At 55.1% G+C, this 21,887-nt stretch carries 21 protein-coding genes; 4 read left to right on the top strand and 17 right to left on the bottom strand.

Annotated elements, in window-relative coordinates:
* Window positions 1–45: 45 nt before the first annotated feature.
* The gene (locus JJL52_RS09190; protein WP_202052116.1) at window positions 46–729 is read right to left on the bottom strand and encodes a hypothetical protein; all 684 of its coding nucleotides are present in this window, start codon (window positions 727–729) and stop codon (window positions 46–48) included.
* A 187-nt stretch (window positions 730–916) separates the two neighbouring features.
* Here JJL52_RS09190 and ppnN point away from each other — a divergent pair, with 187 nt between their 5' ends.
* Complete coding sequence (gene ppnN / locus JJL52_RS09185; RefSeq protein WP_272901726.1) at window positions 917–2,317, top strand: nucleotide 5'-monophosphate nucleosidase PpnN; 1,401 nt, start codon at window positions 917–919, stop codon at window positions 2,315–2,317.
* A gap of 6 nt (window positions 2,318–2,323) precedes the next feature.
* Window positions 2,324–4,372, top strand: coding sequence for a type IA DNA topoisomerase (locus JJL52_RS09180; protein ID WP_202052115.1), 2,049 nt, complete (start codon window positions 2,324–2,326; stop codon window positions 4,370–4,372).
* Between the two features lie 19 nt (window positions 4,373–4,391).
* Here JJL52_RS09180 and JJL52_RS09175 read toward each other — a convergent pair whose 3' ends face one another.
* Complete coding sequence (locus JJL52_RS09175) at window positions 4,392–4,652, bottom strand: hypothetical protein (RefSeq protein ID WP_236994158.1); 261 nt, start codon at window positions 4,650–4,652, stop codon at window positions 4,392–4,394.
* A 291-nt stretch (window positions 4,653–4,943) separates the two neighbouring features.
* On the opposite strand from JJL52_RS09175, the gene JJL52_RS09170 reads away from it, so the two are divergent.
* Window positions 4,944–5,435, top strand: a complete 492-nt coding sequence (locus JJL52_RS09170) for a macro domain-containing protein (protein ID WP_202052114.1) — start codon at window positions 4,944–4,946, stop codon at window positions 5,433–5,435.
* A 250-nt stretch (window positions 5,436–5,685) separates the two neighbouring features.
* Here the strand turns inward: JJL52_RS09170 and JJL52_RS09165 are convergent, their stop codons facing one another.
* From JJL52_RS09165 to JJL52_RS09095, 15 genes are all read right to left on the bottom strand, one after another.
* Window positions 5,686–6,252: a DnaJ domain-containing protein gene (locus JJL52_RS09165; RefSeq protein ID WP_202052113.1), complete on the bottom strand. Its 567-nt coding sequence runs from the start codon at window positions 6,250–6,252 to the stop codon at window positions 5,686–5,688.
* Between the two features lie 171 nt (window positions 6,253–6,423).
* Complete coding sequence (locus tag JJL52_RS09160) at window positions 6,424–6,975, bottom strand: J domain-containing protein (RefSeq protein WP_202052112.1); 552 nt, start codon at window positions 6,973–6,975, stop codon at window positions 6,424–6,426.
* Window positions 6,976–7,090: 115 nt separating this feature from the next.
* The gene (locus JJL52_RS09155; RefSeq protein WP_202052111.1) at window positions 7,091–8,794 is read right to left on the bottom strand and encodes a SulP family inorganic anion transporter; all 1,704 of its coding nucleotides are present in this window, start codon (window positions 8,792–8,794) and stop codon (window positions 7,091–7,093) included.
* Between the two features lie 314 nt (window positions 8,795–9,108).
* On the bottom strand, window positions 9,109–10,359 hold the full coding sequence (locus tag JJL52_RS09150; protein WP_202052110.1) for an NAD(P)/FAD-dependent oxidoreductase: 1,251 nt from the start codon (window positions 10,357–10,359) through the stop codon (window positions 9,109–9,111).
* 156 nt (window positions 10,360–10,515) lie between these two features.
* On the bottom strand, window positions 10,516–11,604 hold the full coding sequence (locus JJL52_RS09145; protein ID WP_202052109.1) for an MBL fold metallo-hydrolase: 1,089 nt from the start codon (window positions 11,602–11,604) through the stop codon (window positions 10,516–10,518).
* 499 nt (window positions 11,605–12,103) lie between these two features.
* Entirely contained in the window at window positions 12,104–12,679 is a 576-nt protein-coding gene (locus JJL52_RS09140) for a GGDEF domain-containing protein (RefSeq protein WP_202052108.1), read from the bottom strand.
* A complete protein-coding gene (locus JJL52_RS09135) occupies window positions 12,654–12,956 on the bottom strand; it encodes a hypothetical protein (RefSeq protein ID WP_202052107.1) in 303 nt (100 codons plus the stop codon). Before JJL52_RS09135 ends, JJL52_RS09140 begins: the two co-directional genes overlap by 26 nt.
* Before the next feature lie 349 nt (window positions 12,957–13,305).
* Complete coding sequence (locus JJL52_RS09130; protein WP_202052106.1) at window positions 13,306–13,938, bottom strand: response regulator; 633 nt, start codon at window positions 13,936–13,938, stop codon at window positions 13,306–13,308.
* Window positions 13,935–15,176 (bottom strand): PAS domain-containing sensor histidine kinase, encoded by a 1,242-nt coding sequence (locus tag JJL52_RS09125; protein ID WP_202052105.1) that lies wholly within the window; start codon window positions 15,174–15,176, stop codon window positions 13,935–13,937. The genes JJL52_RS09130 and JJL52_RS09125 overlap by 4 nt, the downstream gene beginning before the upstream one ends.
* A gap of 238 nt (window positions 15,177–15,414) precedes the next feature.
* Entirely contained in the window at window positions 15,415–15,678 is a 264-nt protein-coding gene (locus tag JJL52_RS09120; protein ID WP_202052104.1) for a hypothetical protein, read from the bottom strand.
* Between the two features lie 82 nt (window positions 15,679–15,760).
* Complete coding sequence (locus JJL52_RS09115; protein WP_202052103.1) at window positions 15,761–16,948, bottom strand: MFS transporter; 1,188 nt, start codon at window positions 16,946–16,948, stop codon at window positions 15,761–15,763.
* 19 nt (window positions 16,949–16,967) lie between these two features.
* Window positions 16,968–17,756, bottom strand: a complete 789-nt coding sequence (locus JJL52_RS09110; RefSeq protein WP_202052102.1) for a phytochelatin synthase family protein — start codon at window positions 17,754–17,756, stop codon at window positions 16,968–16,970.
* Window positions 17,757–17,879: 123 nt separating this feature from the next.
* The gene (locus JJL52_RS09105; protein WP_202052101.1) at window positions 17,880–18,206 is read right to left on the bottom strand and encodes a hypothetical protein; all 327 of its coding nucleotides are present in this window, start codon (window positions 18,204–18,206) and stop codon (window positions 17,880–17,882) included.
* A 47-nt stretch (window positions 18,207–18,253) separates the two neighbouring features.
* On the bottom strand, window positions 18,254–19,537 hold the full coding sequence (locus JJL52_RS09100) for an ammonium transporter (protein ID WP_202052100.1): 1,284 nt from the start codon (window positions 19,535–19,537) through the stop codon (window positions 18,254–18,256).
* Window positions 19,538–19,817: 280 nt separating this feature from the next.
* On the bottom strand, window positions 19,818–21,035 hold the full coding sequence (locus JJL52_RS09095; protein WP_236994157.1) for a porin: 1,218 nt from the start codon (window positions 21,033–21,035) through the stop codon (window positions 19,818–19,820).
* A gap of 460 nt (window positions 21,036–21,495) precedes the next feature.
* Between JJL52_RS09095 and JJL52_RS09090 the strand changes: the two genes are divergently transcribed.
* Entirely contained in the window at window positions 21,496–21,819 is a 324-nt protein-coding gene (locus JJL52_RS09090) for a hypothetical protein (RefSeq protein ID WP_202052098.1), read from the top strand.
* Window positions 21,820–21,887 lie beyond the last annotated feature (68 nt).

Raw genomic sequence — 21,887 nt, 5'->3', positions numbered from 1 at the left:
TTGCGGATTAACGCCTTCCTTCCTTATATGCCGGGGGCAAAGCGGTCATTGACCGTTTTGCACGTCTTGCGGATCCCCGGAACGCCATCTTCCGGGCCTTTGTCTTGCTTGCCCGTCCTGCCTGTTTTTCGGAGCGGCCGGGGTATTGTTATGCCATCCCGATTCCGCTCTGCCGTAAGCAGGGGAGTGCTCTTCAAAGCCGCTGTTCTGACGTCTGCTTTCCTGCCGATCCCAATTTTGGCGGTGCCCCCGTTGTCCATACGCATTCGAGTCGGCGGGAGGACGCTGGGGCCATCCTTCGTGCCGCTCGCCATATTGCTGGCGGTTCCGATCGAATTTCCGGTTGTCGTAGGGCTTCGCAGCCTGTGCGTTCCAGTTATAATGATCTTTTTCGTCGCGGTCGCGGTCGCGGTCGCGGGATCCGGGGTTAGGGTAAAGGGTGCCGGGAGGCGGCGAGTAGCGCCGGCCGTCGTGATCATGCCGATCGGAATGACGGCGATCATGGCCGTCGTAGTGGTGGTGATGGTGCTCTTCCGTGCGGTAAACCGGGGTAGGGTAGGTATATGTATTGTAATAATTGCGTTCGACGATGCCATAGCCATAGCCGCTGTCGTAGTAACCCGGAGAATAGCCGTAGCCGGTGTCATAGTACCCTTGGGAATAGGTTGCGCAAGCTGCCGGCAATATCGCCAATCCTGTCAGAATCACTCCTTTAATGATGGGGTTCATGATTTTAGTCCTAATATATGTAGAAAAATATGCGTTAGGCGGATCATAATCGAAAATGCTGAATAGGTCATGAATGAACGGTTATTCTTTATCCGGGAAAGGCTTGTGCCGGCCGGAGACAAAAACTCCCGACAAGAAGCGAGCGTCGCAAAGCAATCCATCGAAGAATGAAGTGTAGAGGAACAGAATGAAGCATGAAGTAATGGATGCGGTCATATCGCCCGAGGAAGGCCGCCTGGATATTCTATCGAAAGCCGAAGTCAGCAAATTGCTGGATACCAGTCAAGGCGGTTTATACCGGGTATTCCGCAACTGTGCGCTGGCGGTACTGAATTGCGGCAGTTCGATGGACGACGGCAAGGAGCTTCTGGAACGATACTCATCCTTCGGGATTCGCGTCGTCCAGCAGCAGCGCGGGATCAAACTGGAGCTGAAAAGCGCCCCTGCGCATGCGTTTGTGGACGGTAAGATGATCAAGGGGATCAAGGAGCACCTGTTTGCGGTACTGCGCGACATCATCTACGTCAGCGACGAGATCAACGACAACCCGCGCTTCAATCTGCAAACCTCGGAGGGCATCAGCAATGCGGTGTTTCACATTCTCCGCAATGCGAACATTTTGCGGCCGATGGTGAACCCGAAGCTGGTCGTCTGCTGGGGCGGGCATTCGATCAGCCGTAAGGAATACGAGTACAGCAAACAGGTCGGCCATGAATTGGGCCTGCGCGGCCTGGACATCTGCACCGGCTGCGGACCGGGTGCGATGAAAGGCCCGATGAAAGGTGCGGCGATCGGCCATGCGAAGCAGCGGATCAAGCACGGGCAATACCTCGGCATTACCGAGCCGGGCATCATCGCGGCCGAATCGCCGAACCCGATCGTGAACGACCTGGTCATCTTGCCGGATATCGAAAAGCGTTTGGAAGCGTTCGTGCGGACCGGTCACGGCATCGTCGTGTTTCCGGGCGGCGCGGGTACCGCCGAAGAAATTCTCTACATTCTCGGCATTTTGCTTCATCCCGAAAACGAAGCGATGCCGTTTCCGTTGATTTTTACCGGCCCCGACAGCGCGGGAGAATATTTCGAGCAGATCGACCGGTTTATCGGCGGCACCCTCGGCACGGAAGCGCAGCAGCGTTACCGGATCATCATCGACGATCCCCGGCAGGTTGCGATCGAGATGGACGCGGGCATCCACCAAGTGCGGGCATTTCGCAAGGCTACCGGCGACGCCTATTATTTCAACTGGATGCTGCATATCGACAAAGTCTTTCAAACGCCTTTCGTGCCGACGCATCACAACATGAGCAATTTGGCCCTGCATAAAAATCAGGCCGTGCATGTTCTGGCGGCGAATCTGCGGCGGGTGTTTTCGGGCATCGTGGCCGGTAATGTGAAGGACGACGGCATTCGCGCGGTCGAAAAGCACGGCCATTTCGAAATCCATGGCGATCCCGAGATCATGGTGTTGATGGATGCGCTGCTGACGTCTTTCGTGAAGCAGCACCGGATGAAACTGCCGGGCAAGAAATACGTGCCTTGTTACCAGATCGTCCAGCCGGAAGCCGCCGAGGGAAGCCGGGTATAGATTTCAATGAAAGTCGTCTTGACCGAAAAACCCTCCGTGGCCCGGGACATTGCGCGCTGCCTGGGCGTCAACAACCGGCGCGACGGCTACCTGGAGGGCAACGGTTACCGGATCGTCTGGGCCTTCGGGCATCTGGTCGAGTTGCAGGAGCCGGACCAGTACAACAAGGCCTGGAAACGCTGGTCTCTGGAAGGACTGCCGATCATTCCCGAACGTTTTGCGCTCAGGGCGCGGGGGGACGCGGCCGCGCAGAAGCAGCTGCAGACGGTCAAAAGCCTGTTACGGAGCGCCGACGAGATCGTTTGCGCGACCGACGCGGGCCGGGAAGGCGAACTGATTTTCCGTTACATCCTGTCCTGGTGCGGCTGCGAGAGTAAGCCGTTCAAACGGCTCTGGATCAGTTCGCTGACCGACGAAGCGATTCGCCAGGGATTCGCCCAGCTGCGCGAGGGCCGGGCCTTCGAAGGACTCTACCAGGCCGCCAAGTGCCGCAGCGAGGCGGACTGGATCGTCGGCTTGAATGCAACCCGCTATTACACGCTCAAGTTCGGCCAGGGTTCGCAGCTGTGGACCCTCGGCCGGGTACAGACGCCGGTACTGGCGCTGGTCGTACAGCGCGACCGGGAGATTGCCGAATTCAAGCCGAAAGATTTCTGGGAGCTGCATACGCTGTACCGCGAGGTCGACTTTCAACACAGCGGCGGGCGTTTCGAGAAGAAAGAGAAGGCCGAGGCGCTCAGGGAGCGTATCGACGGCAGCGATTTCCGGATTACGTCGGTCAAAGGCAAGCAGGAAAAAGTTTATCCGCCCCCTTTGTACGATCTGACCGATCTGCAGAAAGACATGAGCGTTCGCCACGGCTTCACGGCCGATCAGACGCTTCGTCTTGCCCAGTCGTTATACGAAAAAAAGCACATCACTTATCCGCGTACCGACAGCCGTTACCTGAGTGCGGACATGAAGCCGCAGGTCAAGCCCTTGCTGCAGACTTTGAAGGCACGCTTCGAGCCGCAGATCGCAGCGCTGAACCTAAATCAACTGGCTTTGACCGGCCGCCTGTTCAACGATGCCGGGGTGACCGATCACCATGCGATCATTCCGACGACCACCTTGCCGCGGACGCTGGCCGGCGATGAGGAACAGGTATACCAGGCCGTCGCGATACGGTTCATTGCGGGGTTTTACCCGCCCTGCTTGAAGCAGGTCACCACCGTGCTCGGCGAGGCGGCCGAAGTGCCTTTCAAAACGACCGGCACGGTTATCGAGGCACCGGGTTGGCAGACATTATATAAGGATTCTTCCTCCCAGCCTGCCGAGCAGGAGCAAAAGATTCTGCCCGCTTTCGAGCAGGGCGAAACCGGGCCGCACCGGCCAGCGCTCAAGCAGGGCAAGACGACTCCGCCGAAACATTATACCGAAGCCACTTTGCTGGGTATGATGGAGTCGGCCGGCAAAACCTGCGACGATGAAACCCTGAAAGAAGCCTTGAAGGAAAAAGGGCTCGGGACGCCTGCGACGCGGGCCGCGATCATCGAAGTGCTGGTTAAGCGTAACTATATTTGCCGGCAGAAAAAATTGTTGCTGAGTACCGGAACCGGGCAGCGGCTGATCGAATTGATCGCCGACGAGCATTTGAAGTCGGCCGCGATGACCGGCGAATGGGAATCGCGCCTGAAAAGAATCGAGCAGAACGAATTCGATCCGCGGCAGTTCATGGAAGGGATCATCCGTTTTACCCGCGATATCGTGGGTTCGCGCCGACCCAGCGACGCACCGGCAGACCTGGGGCGCTGCCCTCTCTGCGGCGCGCCGATCATCGAAGGCCGAAAAGGCTACGGCTGCAGCGATTGGCGCAAGGGCTGCAAGTTTGTGTTGTGGAAAGAGGCGTTCGGTGCGCAGATATCTCGCCGGATGGCGGCGGAATTATTGCGGCAGGGCCGTACTGCGGAAGCTTGCAGGGTTACGATTAATGGCGAGCCTATGCCTGCGGTGCTGACGCTGGATTCGCGCGGCGAAATCGGCGTCGATGCAGGATTGCGCGAACCGCGGCATTGATTTTGGGACTTTCCGATCCTCAACGCTGCTGGCGCCAGCGGAAATAGGTCTTGCCGTCGTCGCAAGCCCAGCTTGCGCGCTGGGTTCCGGTTTTGCTCATCCGTAATTCGCAGTGGTGCTCGGCCTTGAATTTTTCCCACTGCTCATCGTCCATATACACTCGAAAATACAAACTCATCAGAATGATCACCAGCAAGGCAAACAATAAAGTCAGCAATGTGCCGATCGGCTGCTCCTGCATGTATTCTCCGACAGAAGAAAGTAACGGCTTTAATTTCATAATAACAGCCTCATTCCGTTAAACTAGAATAGACAAGGGGAATTCGGAATCCATCCCGAAACGGTTAGAAATTTACAACAATTCTCACACCGGTGTAAGTGTTTTTATTACCAAATCCGATACGTAAACGGAGACGTGAGGCTCCGAAACCGCCTCTTGAAAAACGGGCGGAGCGCAGTGAGCGCGTATCTGTCATTCGGGCTGGCATAGTCGGCGTCTTTGGGGACTTTGTGGTTAAAAATTAAACGGTCTGGCGCCATCGCCAGGCCTGGAATAACAAAGGAGAACACGATGATTTACCGAGTCGAAGGTGATATTTTATTAACCAAGGCACAGGCGATTGCGCATGGCGTGGGCCTTAACGATCCGATGGACAAAGGGCTGGCGCTCGAACTGCACAACCGGTATCCGGCCATGCACAAGGATTTCCATCGCTGGTGCCACATGCACAATACCAAGCCGGGCGAGGCCTGGATGTGGGGCGGTCCGGACAATGTCAGAATCGTCAATCTGATTACTCAGGAAGGCGTCGACAGCCACGATCATCGGCACGGCAAGGCAACGATCGGTAATGTCCGGCACGCATTGGAGGCCCTGGTCAAAATCATTCGCCACGAAAAACTGACATCGTTGGCGCTGCCGCGATTGGCAACCGGAGTTGGAGATCTGGATTGGGACGATGTCTGGCCTTTGATTGATGAGCGCCTTGGCGGGCTGGACATCCCGGTCTATGTGTACGCCGTTTACCGTCCGGGCCAAGCAGCGTTGGAGCCTGGGCTATAGAAGCCAAAGGCGGCCGGATTTCGGCTTTGCGATGAAGTGTAGCTTCATCTTTGGCCGGAGCCGGCCTCCAGGTTGGCCAGTAGGGCCTGCAGATCGACTCCCGGTGCTGGCGAATACGGATGAATAAGTCGTCGGGTCGGCATCGGGGGTGACGTTGATTCTCGCATCCCCTGGTGGAAAACCGAGGAGGATTGGGATGAAAGAGGCTTGAGAGGACGAGGCGGAGACCATTACCCGTCTTTCGGAGGGTTTAGAAGCCTTCGGCGGAGTGGATAGGGTCCGGCAAGAGTTTTAAGCCGGCTGTGTGTTTTGTTTCGGAATGCGCGTGATCGACACCTTCCACGGTAATTGCGAGGGTACCGTTCTCCATTCGCGCTATCCAGCCTTTTTCCTTCAAATACCAGAGGTGAAATTCCAGGTGCTCGTGGGGACAACCCGACAGGCGTTCCAGCTCGAGATTGCCGAGGCCGGGATTATGGATATTCCGGCGGCGTTTCATATAGAGGATCGACAGCAGCTTTTCCTGAATTTCGACATCCCGCTCCATGTTTTCGGGATTGCCCGCCTCTTCGGCCAGCTTCGAACGCGACTCCGTATAGTTTTTATGCTGAATATCGTATCTGGCCCGTCTGACCGGATCTCTCAGCGTATCATGAGCCCGGACGATTTCGCTGAAGCGATGATGGTCGCCGGTATCCTGATTGTCCGGATGATAGCGTTGCGCCAGATAGCGGAATATCCGGTCTATTGTTTCAGCATTGGCGTTTGGACTGATTTCTAAGGTTTCATAATAATCGATGAACGGACTTGGTTCCATAAAATGACTGGGCAAATGCGGTTTGGTCATTAACGCCTAGAAGGCGGCGTTCCTGTTTCAAAGGGCGAAGCATTCCGTTAGACTAACATAAAATCTAAGGCCTCAAAAGTCTTGACAATAGACAAAGGAACGCACCCGCGAAAGTGGATGCTGGCCCATTTTATAATTTATTCAGCCGGGTTGAACGGTCAATAGTTTTGCGCTTCTGCTGTGCCGGGTTTCCTGATTCGAATGATCGACGCCATGGACAGTAATCGACAGCAAACCGTTTTCCATCCGCGCTATCCAGCCTTTTTCCTTCAAATACCAGAGATGAAATTCCAGGTGCTCGCGCGGGCAGCCCGACAGCCGTTCCAGTTCGAGATTGCCGAGGCCTGGATTATTCATATTGTGGCGGCGTTTGAAATACAGCAACAGCAGCAGCCTTTCCCGTATTGTTCCATCTTCATAAAAGGGCTGAGGATTCTGGTTGTCTTCCGGTTGCGGAAGGCTTCGGCTGCGTTGTTTCCGGTATTCGATATCGTAACGTGCTCTCTGCTCCGGATTCCGCAACGTTTCATGAGCCTGAACGATATCGGCGAATCGATGGCTGTCTCCGGTTTCTTGAATATCGGGATGATAACGTTGCGCCAAATAACGGAACACCCTGTCTATCGTATCGCTGTTCGCGTTCGGGCTAATTTCGAGAATCTCATAAAAGTCTTTGAATTCGCAGGGTTCCATGCCGACCTCCAAAACGTTAGACGGGATGGACTAAGCCTAGTACAAGACCGGATTTCTGCAATATCAACCTTAAATTCAATTAAATAAATTGAGACGCTGCATGGATGTGAAGCCGTTACGCCAGTTCATTGACCGCATCCTGAGTCCGAAAATACACCTTGCCGGGTTTCAGATGGCCGAGAAATTCGGTCTTCTGCAGCTTATCGAGCACCGGGCCTTTCGCTTCGGAAAGATGCAGCGTGATGTTCAGGTTTTTCAGTGTGTCGTTCAGGCCTTCGATCACTTCGAGCGCGGTGCTGTCGATATAGCTGACCGAGGCGAAGATCAGTACGATATGCCGGATATCCGGCTGGCGCTGCAATTGGTCGGTAATGAATTCCTCGACATAGTTTACGTTGGCGAAAGTAAGGTTTTCGTCGACGCGAAGCAGCAGCAGGTGCCGCCAGGTTTTCACTTCATGGCGTTTGACGTTGCGGAAATGCTCGGTGCCCTGGATGCGTCCGACCACAGCGATATGCGGATGGCTCGTGATTCTGAGGTAGCTGATCAAGGTCAGGACGATGCCGAGTGTGATGCCTTCCTCGATCCCGAGCACCAGCACGCCGAGCAGGGTGACGCCTTCGGCGATGCCGTCGCTGGCATCGTAGCGCCAGGTATCGGCGATGTTTTTCAAACGGATCAGCGGCGTGATTGCGACCAGAATGATTGCGGCAAGCACCGATTTCGGGATGGCGGCAAAATAAGGACTGAAAAACATTAACGCCAGCGCGACAAGGCCGGAGGCCGCCAGCATCGCCAGCTGGGTTCGCGCGCCGGCGGAAAAGTTGACCATCGTGCGGCTGAAGCCTCCGGCTACGGCCATGCCGCCGGACAGGGCCGAGGCGATATTAGCCGCGCCGAGGCCGAACAATTCCTGGTTGGGCTGAATTTTTTCGCCCTTGAGGTTCGCTATCGCCTTGGCGATGGCGACGCTTTCGACATAGGCGATCAGGGCAATTAAGGCGGCATAGGGCAGCAGAAGCCGCCAATGGGCGTAATCGCCCGTATCGAAGCGCAGCGAGGGAAGGCCGGCCGGAATTTGGCCGACCGTAGCGACTCGGTAATCGGTATAGAGATCGAACCGGTTAACCGCCGCCGCGCCGAGGGCTACCGTCAGTAACGGCCCGCATTTGCTGACTGCGGTAATCCAGGCGGGTTTCATCCCGGTTTTTTTGAGTAAGCCGGTCAGCGGCTTGCCGAGCAGGATCAACAGCAAAAGGGCGGCGAAACCGGTGCCTACCGTTGCGGGGTTCGCCGTTCGTACGGCGTCCGCATAACAGATGAAACGGTCTGTACAAGCGGGTTTTGCCAGTCCGAGTAGCGGCGGCAGCTGACTAAATACGATCAGGATCGAGGCGCCGCTGGTAAAGCCGGTCAGCACCGGATGGCTGATGAAATTAACGAGGCCTCCCATGCGCAACAGGGCCATCAACAGCATGATCATCCCGGTTTCGGCGGCCAGTATCACAGCGCTTTGTTCGGGCTGATGCAGGATACTGATTTCGGGCGAATTGAGTGCGCTGGCGATCATTACCGCGGCAATCGATACCGGACCGACCGATAAAGTCCGGCTGGTGCCGAACAGCGCATACAGCATCGGCGGCAAAATGCTGGCATAGAGCCCCAGTTGCGGCGAAATCCCAGCCAGCAGCGCATAAGCGATGCCTTGCGGCACGAGCAGAATGGCTGTGATTGCGCTGGCGAACGCATCGCCCTGGAAATCGCTCCGGGAATAGGTTTTGAGCCAGCCGAAAATGGGCAGAAAGTCAGTCAGGCGCATTAGAAGCAATAGGTGAATAAAAAATGCAGTACGGTAAATCGGTCAAAAACAATTTTCAGCAATGATTGCGTCGAATTGGAAAAATCGTTCCTGAAAAGAGTCTGTAAAAAATCAATACGGATCGGACCATGTCAGCTTGAAATGGCCGGGGAATTCTGCGCGATGCGCCGCAGGAAAGTACGGAAGGCATTCCCACGCAGGGCGTGGGAACGATATTCCGTATGCTGACGGGCGCATCCCTCGCGAGAACCGAGTCGTACGGGCGAATGCCTCGTGTTGCTCTTGCGCCTTTTGCTTTGGGCCAGGTTGCTGGCTTATCCTTCCTTCACAAATTTTTCCGCATAGCCTTCGCGATGAGGAATGTCGATCCGGTAGCCTTTCAGCATTAAATGCCAGTACATCCAAGGAAAACCGACCTTTTTTCCCCACCACCAGATCCAGCGGTTTTTACGCGGATCCAGGAGCGGGAACGAAGGCGTCACCTTACCGCCATAGGAAAATTCGGCCAGCATCACCGTGCTCAGCGAAGTCGTCAGCGGGCAGGAACCGTAGCCGTCGTATTTGCCTTCCACACCGGCGCTTTTGATCAGGTGCAAAATGTTGTCGACCACGACCGGCACCTGTTTGCGAATTGCCGCTGCGGTTTTTGCGTTCGGAGTCGAGGTTGCATCGCCCAAACCGAAAATATTCGGATATTTGCTGTGCTGCAGGCTATTCGCATTCACATCAACCCAGCCGGCCTCGTTCGCGAGCGGGCTCCGCTTGATGAAATCCGGGGCGCTTTGCGGCGGCGTCACATGGATATAGTCGAATTTCTTCTCGACCCGCTGTTTATTGCCGTCGCCGTCGGTCGTTTCGAAAATCGCGGTCTTGTTCGGGCCGTCGATTTCGACCAGATTATGGTTGAAACACTTTTTGATGCCGTAGCCGTCGACCACTTTCTCCAATGCCTTGGCGAAAAACGGGATCCCGAACATGGCAGGACCCGCATTGCAGAACTCGATCGTGAACTTGTCGAAGATGCCTTTCTTCCGGAAGCGGTCAGCGGCCAGATACATGATTTTTTGCGGCGCGCCGGCGCATTTGATCGGCATGGTCGGCTGGGTGAACAAAGCGGTGCCGCCTTCGAGCGAGCGGATGCATTCCCAAGTATATTCGACGGTTTCGGCCGAATAATTGCTGCTGACCTGGTTTTTGCCGAGCGTTTCCTTCAAGCCTTTGATCTTGTCCCAATCCAACTGCAGTCCCGGGCAGACGACCAGATAATCGTAAGTGATCGTTTCGCCCGAACGCAACGTGACGGTATTTTGCTCCGGCTGGAAGCTTTCGGCATAGTCCTTGATCCAGTTGACCTTCGGGTTAATCAGGTCGGCTTCGTTGCGGGTGGTTTGTTTCAGGGTGTATTCGCCGCCGCCGATAATCGTAAAGCCCGGCTGATAATAATGTTTTTCTGAAGGTTCGATCAGGCCGATATCCATTTTCGGCTGTTGCCGAAGCATGTTGTTCGCGACCGACACGCCGGCAGCGCCGCCGCCGACGATCAGAAGGGTATGGTGTTGCGACATAAAATCTCCTCGCTTGAAGTCTCTTATAGGTAGAGGCAAAGCCTCTTTTCTCATCAGGTTTCTGTTGGCTTTGCCGGGCGAACGTCCGATCGTTCTCCCGGCTTCACTTTTACGCTAAACTCGGCTTAAGTCAACCGGCATTGCGGTTTTACCGCATCAGAGGCTTTTTTGCCAGGCCTCGTAACCGCCGGCAATCGACAGCACGTTCGAATACCCCAGGTTTTGCAGGGTTTGCGCGGCCAAGGCCGCGCGGCCGCCCGTCCGGCAGTAGACGACGACAGTTTTCGACTTGTCGGCGAGTTCCGGGATGGTGTCGATTTTGAATTCCAGAACGCCGCGCGGAATCGGCAGCGCCTTGTCCAGATGGCCGGCCGCATATTCGCTCTCTTCGCGCACATCGACCACGGCGATATCGCTCTGGCTCAGCAATTGTTTGGCTTTGTCGACGCCGATTTCGGTAATTTGTTCCTTGGCTGTCGCGACCAGGCTCTGTGCCGTGGTTGTGGCCCGTGCCGGGCGGGCCGTATCGCGTCGGGCCACCGCGTCCTGCCGCTCGTCTTCATCCAGGCCGCAGTAACGGTTGGCGGGCACCGCTTCATCGATGAAGCGGGGCTTCGGCAGATTCAGATTGTTCATGATCTCGATGAATTCCTCGCGGCTCTTACCGGCCAGGCGCGGATTCGTGGTGCGTTCCTGCACGATGCTGCTGACCCAGCGCTGCTGATAGTCGTGGCCCGGATAAACCAGAGTTTCGTCGGGCAGGGTAAACAGCTTCTGGGTGATGCAATCGTACAGAGCGCCCGCATCGCCGCTTTGGAAGTCGGTGCGTCCGCAGCCGCCGATGAACAGGGAATCGCCGGTAAATACGCGATCCCGCCACAGGAAGGACATGCTGCCTTTGGTATGGCCAGGCGTCGCGATGACTTTGATTCTTTCGCCGTTGCCGAATTCCAGCACGTCGCCGTCCTGCAACTGCAGGTCTGCACCGATCGCCCCGCACAGTTGGCCGACGCCGGTTTCCGCGCCGAGCTTCTGCCTGAGCAGACCGCTGGCGGTAATATGGTCCGCGTGCACATGGGACTCGAGCGTATATTTCAGTTTCAGGCCGTGTTCGTCGAGCAGGGCGATATATTCGTCGATATGCGATTTAACCGGATCGATCAGCACCGCTTCCTTGGTGTCGGTATCGGCGATGAAATAAGTGTAAGTCCAGGTTTCGGGGTCGAATAATTGTTTGAAAATCATTTTTTTCTCCTCGTGTTGTAGTAGGGCAGTGCCGCTTGGATTATCGATTATCGTGATGTTGTTGTGAATTGAGCAATTCATATGCCAAGTTTTAGAAACATCCGAAAAGCAGCGTGGAATGCATTCGGCAACTTTCGACAGTAAAGTGTGTGCTTGGTTTAATCTATCAGCTGAATATGGGCTAAGGAATAGGAAGCGGGAAGCGTAAGGGCGGGGTCGCCTTGAAAAACGCTAGAAAGCAGCAACTACAGTTATGAGCGAAAGAATGTTTCTTAATGTTTCATTGAGACTGAATTTTGTTTCAAATAGATGTTTCCGAAACATATGGACTCGGCAGCTGGCGCCGAATAGGGAGGGAGTAGGTGAAAACAAAGCCATGCCTCCGTAAGGCCGGGCGGAATGCCGCTCGTCGGCGGATTGATGGCGAAGGGCTGGTAGTCCGGCCGGAACAGCGTTGCTTTGTTCAAGTCTCAACCAGGTTTTGCAGAGCAAGCATGCTTCATCCGCTGCTTGAATCCGTACATTGGGAAAACGCAAATCCATGCCGCCCTGACAGTTTGACCTGATTCATCGCAACGCAGGCATTATGCAGCAACCCGTCGGCGCTGGTGCTATCGTGCGGATAGGTTGCGATTCCTATGCTGCAGGCGACTTCCAGACGGGTGTTCAACGGCAACACGAAAGTTTCCTGGATGGCTGCGAGTATCTGGCGGGCGACCAGCTCGGCTGCCGAGGCGCTGATGATGCCGGGTAACAGCATACCGAATTCGTCTTCCGACAGGCGGGCGAAGCTATCGTTGTGCCGGGCGCATTCCAGGAGACGGCGTGCGGTGTCCGCAAGAACCTGATCACCGGTGGCAGGTCCATAGTTTTCATCGATCCATTTAAAGTTGTTGAGACTGATGTCCAGCAGCGTCAAACCCATGCTATTACGGGAAAGGAGGAGCAAGTTGTAAGAGAGGAAGGAAATGAACAGAGCCCGATTGGCGAAGCCGGTCTGGGTATCGAAGCCTGTCCGATAAGGCGCATATTCGGCATCGGATCGGCTTTTATAGGTAGATATCGATGAATTCATGGGGAGCTCCTTTTTGTTGGGAGAGGGTAACTTCGATGTCTCGTGCGATTTCTCCTGTGCGTTTCCAATCAAGCCTTAGTCCGGCCTTAATCCGAATTCTCCGCTCCGCCTCCAGCCAATCATCCAGTTCGAGGTCCGGTTCGAGTCTTTTTCTTCCGGTGACGTAATAGGCGAGTTCGGCAATTTGGATCGTATTGGCGCCTGGATCGAATGCCGGCACTTCATCAAGGGATAAAAAGCCTGCGCTTCGAGGGATATTGTTGCCGGTGGGTTTCATCGCATTCCTCTCTACATTTCGATTCACGAAAATTCGTTCTGAGACGCAAGGTTTTTTCGAATTTCCCGTAATTGCACTTTTAAAAAAGTGGGGCCTCGTTATGGAGGAGTCTTCGATCGCCATAAGAGGTCCTCGAGGAATAGGACCGATAGAAGAAAAAATCGGCTTTCCAATGGGGTATCGCAGATACCTGAGTCCAGCATACTCAAGCCGGATACTCTTGAAAATACCGTAATATCGGTATTTTCTCTGAAGAGGCCGTTAACGAAATTACGGCAAAGGCCTGGGCGGCCGGTTTTTCGCCCTAATGAGAAATCGACGACATGGCCGGATCGTCCATAAATTCGAATCAATAAAACGTCAGACCTTGGCGAATAGCGTATTTGACCAATTCCGCCAGATTGCCGATATTGAGTTTTTTCATAATGTTACGCCGGTGGGTTTCGGCCGTGCGAGGGGAAATATGGAGCTGTTTCGCGATTTCTTTTGAGGTTAGGCCGTCCGCCAGGAGCTGCAGCACGTCGAATTCGCGCCGCCCCAATTGGGGAAGAGGCCGGATGGCGCCGCCAGACTCCTCCGATAGCAAGGCGGCGATATTCGGGGGCAGGTAGCGGTGGTTCTGGCTTACCGCTCGAACGGCCTGCAGCAAGTGCTCGCCGGCGGAGGCTTTGAGGATAAAGGCAGAGGCGCCTGCCGCCAAGGCTTCCTGCGTATAATGTCTGTTGCAGAACATCGACAGCACGATGACTTTGACCGATGGATGATCGGTATGCAGGCGCCGCGTTGCCGTAATGCCGTCCATGACGGGCATGCCGATATCCATGATTACCATGTCGGGTTGCAATTCGGCGGTTTGGTGAAGTAAGACGCGGCCGTTGGGCGCTTCGCCTACGATAGCAAGGTCTGCTTCCTTTTCCAGCAAAGCCCGCAAGGCTTCCCTCACTAACTGATGATCGTCGGCCAGAATCAAGCGTAGGTTCATTTTGAAGGCTCCCACCGGTCTCCCAAGGTCTCACTTAAGGGGAGGGCTACTGTGACTTGGGTGCCGCCGTTGGGACAAGTATAGATCGCCATACTGCCGCCCAAGTGATCGAACTGGTCTTTGATGCTGAATAAGCCGAAGCCTTTGGCATGGAGGCCGTTGGCTAGCACCCCGTTATCGAAGCCTTTTCCTTTATCGCTCACGGTGACCAGTACTTGATTGCCGATCCGTCGCGTCACCACTTCTGCCGTCCGAACTTGGGCGTGTTTGACTGCATTCATCAGCAATTCGCGAACCGTTCGGTACAAGATAAGATTCAATTCTTTCGGCAGCAGTTTCTCCCGGGCAGCGTCTACAAGGCGCACCTCAAAATCGTATTGGTTTTTGAATTCTTCCGCCAATTTTTGAAGGGCTGCCGATAGTCCAAAATGATCCAGCTCGGGTGGATTGAGACGAAATGCCAGAGCGTGCATCGATTTCATTGCTTTTTCAAGTAAATTATTAACCTCTAGAAGGATTTGCGCCTGGCTGTCATCCATGCCGTTTCTTGGAAATTGCGACAGCTTTATGTTCGCCACTGCCATTATCTGGCTCAAATTATCGTGCAGTTCATTTGCCAGATTACGTCGTTCGCGCGCTTCGACCGTTCTCAGTTCCGCCGTCAAGGCCCGCAATTTTTGAATCATCTGTTTGCGTTGGCTGACATCTGTCATGATCGAGCGGCAAACGCCGTGCTCTTCCGATACCACGCTAACCAGCAGAATGTCCCGCGCTGTACTTTTTTTTCGTTTTATGCTCAGTTCGTCGCTTATCCGGCTTTTTTTCCGGAACGCCTCGCGCAAATGTCGGCGCAATAATTCACTGTGGCGGGGATCAAGATAATTCAGAAAGAAGCGGCCTATGATTTCCGGGCGCTTTTCGCCCAGCATTTTCGCGCCGGTGAGATTGATTTCGAGGATGAGTCCGGAGGGGGCCAAGGTAAGGTAGCCGACCGGTGCGAAATCATAGAGATCGGTGTAGCGTTCCAGCGCGGTTTCAAGTTGCTGGCTCGCTGTTCTAAGGTTTTCGTTTTGTATATCCAGTTCTATTTGGTGAACTTGAAGCTCATGCAGCAAACGTTGCATGTCTTCCGTTCCGTCTGTTAGCGGGCGAGCTTCTTTCAGTTCTGCCAAGTATCGCTCGGCCTGCTGCCGTAAACGCAAGCATTTCGACTCGATTTGGTTCGGTCCCATGTTCATGAGTGGTTCTCCGCAATCCGATCCTTTGGGGTTGAAACGTTCTCGCCGCCTCTGTAGCTTACTGCGTGATTTGGAGAAGAAGCGGGAAGCGGTTTTGAGTGAAAAAGGTTTGCGTAACTTTATAAACTTTATATATGTTAAAACAATCCCAAACAGCTCCAGAAATTATTAAATAACATTTGCCGAAAGACCAAAATATTTCGAGATAAAGGCACAAGCGATGGCCAAGGCACCTTCGTTATTCCGGTTTTACGCCGACGATTTCCTCCTGTTCGTTCAATTTCAACCTCAAGCGGCCGTAGCAGGATTTCTGGTCGCACTGGCAGCCCGAGCCTTCCATGATGCTTTCGAGAAAGGTGACATAAATCAACAGACTGTCCGGGCGCCGCTCGATGATTTCATAGTCGATCGATTCGTTGATGATCCAGCCGTTCTGGCTGCAGAAGGCGCTCAGCTCTTTGCAGTGCTGCAGTATGTCGGTAATGGCTTGGGCTTCGGTCATGGCTTGTTTCCTTAATTCGCTGCAGTCGGATTTGCTGCGGATGATTTTGCGTTTTTTCGACCGATCCGGTCTGGTTTTGGTTTTATTTTCTGCTGAACGCGGTCAAGATCAGGACCAGTACGGCAAACCCGGCGCCTGTATAAAACGTCGCCGCTGCCCCGTGAAAATCCCAGAGCCAGCCGGCGATGACACTGGCCAGCAGGGTAAACACGCCGCTTACAAAATTGAAAAGCCCGAATGCCGAGCCTTTCCATTCCGGCGGCGTCGAGCCCGCTACAAGCGCAGCCAGGATGCCTTCGGTAAACCCCATATGCAAGCCCCAGAAACCGGCACCGAGCAGCACGGCAAGCGGCGCCGCGGCCCTTGCCAGCAGCAAATCGGCCGCGATCAGGAAAAGCAGCCCGATCAAGAGCACATGATTTTTGTTGATCGAGTCCGACAGAACGCCGGCCGGATAGGCCGACAGCGCATAGAACAGGCTCATAGCGACCATCACCAGCGGTATCATCGCCACAGCCATGCCCATTTGCTGAGCGCGCAGGACCAAAAAAGCCTCGCTGAATCTGGCTAACGTAAACACAGCACCGATCAAGACGATTCGCCAATACGGCCACGGGAAATGCCTCAGCGAAGCGAGCCGCAGCGGGGGACGAAAGCGATGTTGTCCTGCAGCAGGCCTGGATTCCCGCAAGCCGGCAACGATCAGCACCACGGTCAGCGCGGCAGGCAGGACCGCAAACCAGAGAACGGTTTTCAGGTTGTTGTCGTAAAGATAGAGTAGTCCGATCGCCAGCAGCGGGCCGAGAAATGCGCCGACCGTATCCATCGCCTGGCGCAGCCCGAAACAGGCGCCGCGAATGGCGGCCGGGGCGACATCGGCGATCAGGGCATCGCGCGGAGCGCCGCGGATGCCTTTGCCGATCCGGTCGAGAAATCGTGCGGCGAAAACCGTTTCGACCGAACCGGCCAGCGGAAACAGCGGTTTGGTGAGTGCTGCCAGCCCGTAGCCGAGCAGGATCAGACGCTTGCGATGTCCCCAAAAGTCGCTCAACGTGCCGGAAAAGATTTTGACGAGTTGGGCCGCGGCGACCGCGAAGCCTTCAATAAAGCCGAGCGTCAGCACGCTCGCGCCGAGCGTGTCGACCAGATAAACCGGCAGGATGCTGTGTACCAATTCCGAGGACATGTCCATGAGTAGGCTGACGAAGCCCAGCGTCCAGACGGTCCGCGGAATGGAGGGAAGCGGTTTTGTTTTGAATAAAGGCCGCATGCGGATTAGAACAAGATGGTCATCGGTTCGATGCCGCTCGGCTGATCAAAACAAAGCCCCGGGTCTTGCCGGAAGCATCGTCGACCGTATCCATCGCCTGCCAGAGCTTATTGGCCTTGACCCAGACCGGCGGGTATTTGAAGCGGGCGACGTCCAGAATCAAAAACCGGTCGCCGGCCTGATCATAAGCGGCCAAAGGCGAAATATGGCCGCCGGTTTGCTGGCCGAGGGCTTTGCGCAGATAGTTGACCAGGATAAAGTTGCCGGGCTGTTTCAGGTTTTCGACGGCCAGCCTCCGGAATGTGTCAAGATTACTGTCGCGGGTATGGTAGACCTGCGTTGCAAGCGGATAGGTCGCCAGCATGCCGCCGAGCTGGTCCAGCGTCATGCCTTGTTTCGCGATCGTTTTAACGGGCAGGACGCGTTCGGTTTCGGGATTGAACACGTTGTTCTGGGTAAACATCGGGAAACGGACATACACGGGATCGACCGGTGCGGGAATGCCGAGCGCGTTCAGGACCATCGTCATGCTCGCCGTGCCGCAGTAGGCCAGATTCTGCTGGGAGATGAAATGAACGCTCAGCGGCAGGAAATCTTGTCTGGATTCGCTGTTGTAGAGCAAAAGCTCGCCTTCGGGCGAAGTCAGCGGAATCAGCGCCGAGGCAGCGGCGTCGGTCTGGATTGCTAAAGTATCCGGCGGGGGCAGCGATTGCGCACAGCCGGCGGAAAGAAGAATGCAAAACAGGAGGATCGGGCTTGACCGCCTGAATTTGAGGTACGCCTCGGTTTTTATTGAAGGGAAAAGCATGTCCGGTTCCTCGCATGGGTAGAAGCCGTTCCTGGCTGACTAAAACAAGCCTTACGTAAATTCATTGTATGCCGACTCGCCCTCGAGGTAAATCGCCTTCTACCGGAAGATCTGCCGTGACGGTTACTCTTCTTCCTGCGTGCAAAGCGATTCCGCCCGTTTGCTGATCGGCGTAATGCTGCCGTCGGCGTTGATCCGCCAGCGAAAGCGCAGCTGCATGCTTTTGTTCATCAAAAAGGCGCGTTCGACCTCTACATGGTCTTCTTCGTGGAAAGTCTGCCAGCCCAGGTCGCGTTGCGACCGGGTGTGAATCTTGCTTTTCAAGACCTCTTCGACGGTCTGTCCCAGGCAGGGCGAGTTTTGGACCTTCACTTCGTGCTCGTGCGTTTCGGCAAAGGCCGGGTTCGCGGCGAACAGCAGAATCAGGGTCAGAAAACGACGGATTTGCATGGTTTCGGTATGTCGGTCAGGGCAAAAGTGAGGAATCCATCGGTGGGTTAAAAACTGTAGCCCTGCTGGTCATGCTGGTCGATGTCGAGCCCGGTCGATTCGGCTTCCTGCGTGACCCGAATCCCGACCGTTTTATCGATCGCTTTGAATAACAGAAAACTGACCAGGCCGCTCCAGGCAATTGTGACCCCGATGCCGAACAACTGGACCAAGATCTGCTTGAGGATGCCGCCTTCGGTCACAATGCCAGTGCCGCCGAAAGCGGTGTCTGCAAATACCGCGGTCAACAGCGCCCCCAGAATGCCGCTGACGCCGTGCACCGGAAACACGTCGAGCGCGTCGTCAATGCCGAGGCGCTGCTTGATCAGTTGAATCGAATAAAAACAGGCGATTCCGGCGATGATTCCGATCAGGATCGCGCCGAACGGCGACACGAAACCCGCGCCGGCCGCAATCATGCCGAGGCCGGCGACCATGCCGGTCATGGCGCCGAGCACGCTCGGTTTGCCGAATTTGAGCCAATCCATCACGATCCAGGTGATCGAAGCCGAGGAGGCGCAAAGATGGGTGGACAGCATCGCCATGCCCGCCGAACCGTTCGCCATCAGCGCGCTGCCGGCGCTGAAACCGTGCCAGCCGACCCAGAGAATGCCGGCGCCCATCGCGGTCATCGTCAAATTATGCGGCATCATCGGCGCGCGCGGAAAACCGCGCCGCGGGCCGATCGCCAGTGCGCCGGCCAGCGCGGCGACCCCTGCGCTGCCGTGCACCACAATGCCGCCTGCAAAGTCCATCACGCCCCATTCGGCCAGCCAGCCGTTGCCCCAGATCCAGTGGCAGATCGGTACATACACGAGCAATTCCCAAAATGCACAGAAAAACAGCAGCGGAAAAAAGCGGGCGCGTTCGACCATCGCGCCGACGATCAGGGCGGGCGCGAAGATCGCAAAAGTCATGTGATACATCGCAAAGACCGATTCGGGCAGATTGCCGACCAGCCGGTCCGCATTCATGCCGGCCATAAACAATTGTGAGATGCCGCCGAGCACGGCCTGGTGCACATCGCCGTCGGTCAACGCCAGGCTGTAGCCGGCGATCGCCCAGATCAGCGAGATCAGCGAGGTGATCGAAAAACAGGCCATGATCACCGACAGCACGTTGCGGGTGCGCACCAGTCCGCCATAAAACAGCGCCAGTCCCGGCATGGTCATGAACAGTACCAGGCCCGCCGAGGTCAAGATCCAGGCGGTATCGGCCGAGTTCAGGCCGTCTTCGGCACAAACCGGAAACGGGATCGCGGCAATCGGGAGTAGGGAGAGGATTTTTCGCATGATCTGCACCGTTATTTTTATTCTGTAACGGAGGCCTTGCCTCCGGTGCTCAAAGGATCGCGCTTTGTAGCGTAGTTGCGAAAAAAATGCAAGGTGTTACTGGAGGGCAGCGTGCGGAGTGCAAAACTACGGCGCCCGGATATTAAAAAAAGCAGCGCTCAGAGAAAATGTTTTTTAGGCAGACCGATGGGAAATACCGGCAACGTGTTGCCACACTGCGCGGAGTGGGGCGGGATGAGGCCTCTTCGAGGTGTGATAAGGACGCGGCAGATTAAAAACGTTACAAATCGATCACGACATCCATCGCAATCTGCAACTGATGATCCTTGCTTCGATCGGCGTAAGGATCGGTTTTTGCATCGGCCCAGTCGTAACGCACTTCCGGCCGCAAGGTAAGCCAGCTCTGCGGTTTCCAATTCACGCCCGCGGTCAGCGCAAAATAATGCCCCGGATTGCCGGCCATCACCCGAGTGCCGTTGGCATCGCGAAACCATTCCCCACGCAGCCCGGCCGAAAATGCATCGGTAAAATCGTACACCAGGTATTGGTTGATGCCGTACCAGTAGGCGTCCTGGCCCGATGCCGCGGCCTGTTCCTGAAAGCCGAAATCGTGCCCGAAAACGTATTCCAGTTTATCGGTAAAGTTGTGCGAGACGACCAGGCTGGACACCGTTCGGTTGGCATCCGGAACATCGTCGGCATCGCCGCTGACCACCGACCAGGATACGGCGCTGGTCGCTTCGTCGTTGGTCCAGGACACGCCGCCCAGAAAATTCCAGTTGGCCAAGTTTTCGCTGAAATTATCCCACCCCGCGACTGTGCCCGCATTCAGCGTTAAATTTTCATTCAGCGCATAACTGAGCAAGGCGCCGGTGTGGGTGAACGGCTCGCCGTACTGCATCGTATAGGCGTGCGAATAAAAGAAATTATTCGGCGAAGTCACGACTTCCTCGCCGAGAATCGTGTAGAAATGGCCGATCTTGGCGGTGATGCCGTTGCCGAACGGCGCAAAGATTTCCAGATAGGCTTGCGGCAGCGCCAGGTCGTAAAAGCGCAGATCCCGCTCGTCGATCCATCGGTTGTCCAGTCCGGTAGCCTGGGTAAACCGGCTGTCGGTTCCGAACATCAGATCGACGCGGCCCCCGAAATTCCAGTGTCTGGCTTCCATGTCCACCGCTTTTTCGAGGTAGAAATAGAGCTGGTTGAGCTGGAACTCGCCGCTGCGGTCGTTGAAGGTGATCGGCGCGTTCGAATGATTGTCCGGGTTGTGGGTCTGGTAGGTTCCGCCCATGGACAGCCAGCCGTCCATCTTGAGGCCGTGTTCCCTGAGGAATTTGCTCTGGCTGAAACCCTGGCCAGTCAATGCATAGATCACACTCTCGTCATGCGCCATCACTGTCGATGCGAAATGGCTGTACAACAGTAAAAACAGGCAAAGTATCGATGCCTTGTCGAAAGTCAGCGGAGATGCGCAGAGAACTGCCGTCGATGGTTTCATATTCAAGCCAAGCATTGCCATGGGGATCGGTTACGTATCACTTCGATACGTCTTGTTTGAAAAATCCTGTCCTGCCGCCCTTGCGGCTATGTAGAGCCGTTTGCCGAGCATCAGGATGAATTATATTCTTCAAATGGTTTCGAGTCGATATTAATAGGTGGGGATTTCGAATTTCTGCTTTCGATCGGCGTTCCATTATTGTGCATAAATAGATCAAAAAAATATACCATAATGGTGCATCATCCTGTTTTTTGATAATCAATATATAACTATAAATATCAAAAGCTTATTTTCTTTATATGCCGGGTGTTAAAACTTTTTTTGCGGCCGGAGCTTATCAGCTATTTACTTTCGAATCGCTACAACGTAACATTTTGGTGCATACTGATCCGGCGCCAATCAGGAAGAATAATCTCTTCGGAAAGAGATTCCCCTCAATAATTACAAAATGGAGAACTTTATGACAAAACTTCTCGATTCCCAAGGAAATCGTTTCCGTTTCGGCAAGATTTTACTGATCATGGCTTTCTTAGGCCTTTCGTTCAACGCGGCCGCAAAACCCGACGAGGTGCCGGCCGAAAGCGTCCAGGGTTGCCGTTTGATCGGCCCGATCGAGGGTTCGTCAGGCTACGGCAAGAACAACGGTTGGCAAAGAATGGCCCGACAGGCTGCCGTTAAGCGCGCCGGCCGGTTGGGGGCAAGTCATGTCGTATGGGAACGGTTCAACCCGACCGGCGCTTTTAACGGTTCGGTCACCGGCAAGGCTTATAACTGCGGTTCGTGATCGAAACCCGGTCCCGGAACAAGGGAAGCCTGCAGCCGATGTAACAAAAAAGATTTTTTATCTTCTTT

This window comes from Candidatus Methylomicrobium oryzae (assembly GCF_016745425.1).
GTDB classification, from domain to species: domain Bacteria; phylum Pseudomonadota; class Gammaproteobacteria; order Methylococcales; family Methylomonadaceae; genus Methylomicrobium; species Methylomicrobium oryzae.
Note: the sequence above shows the minus strand (reverse complement) of the source record. Positions and strands in the feature narration are given on the sequence as shown.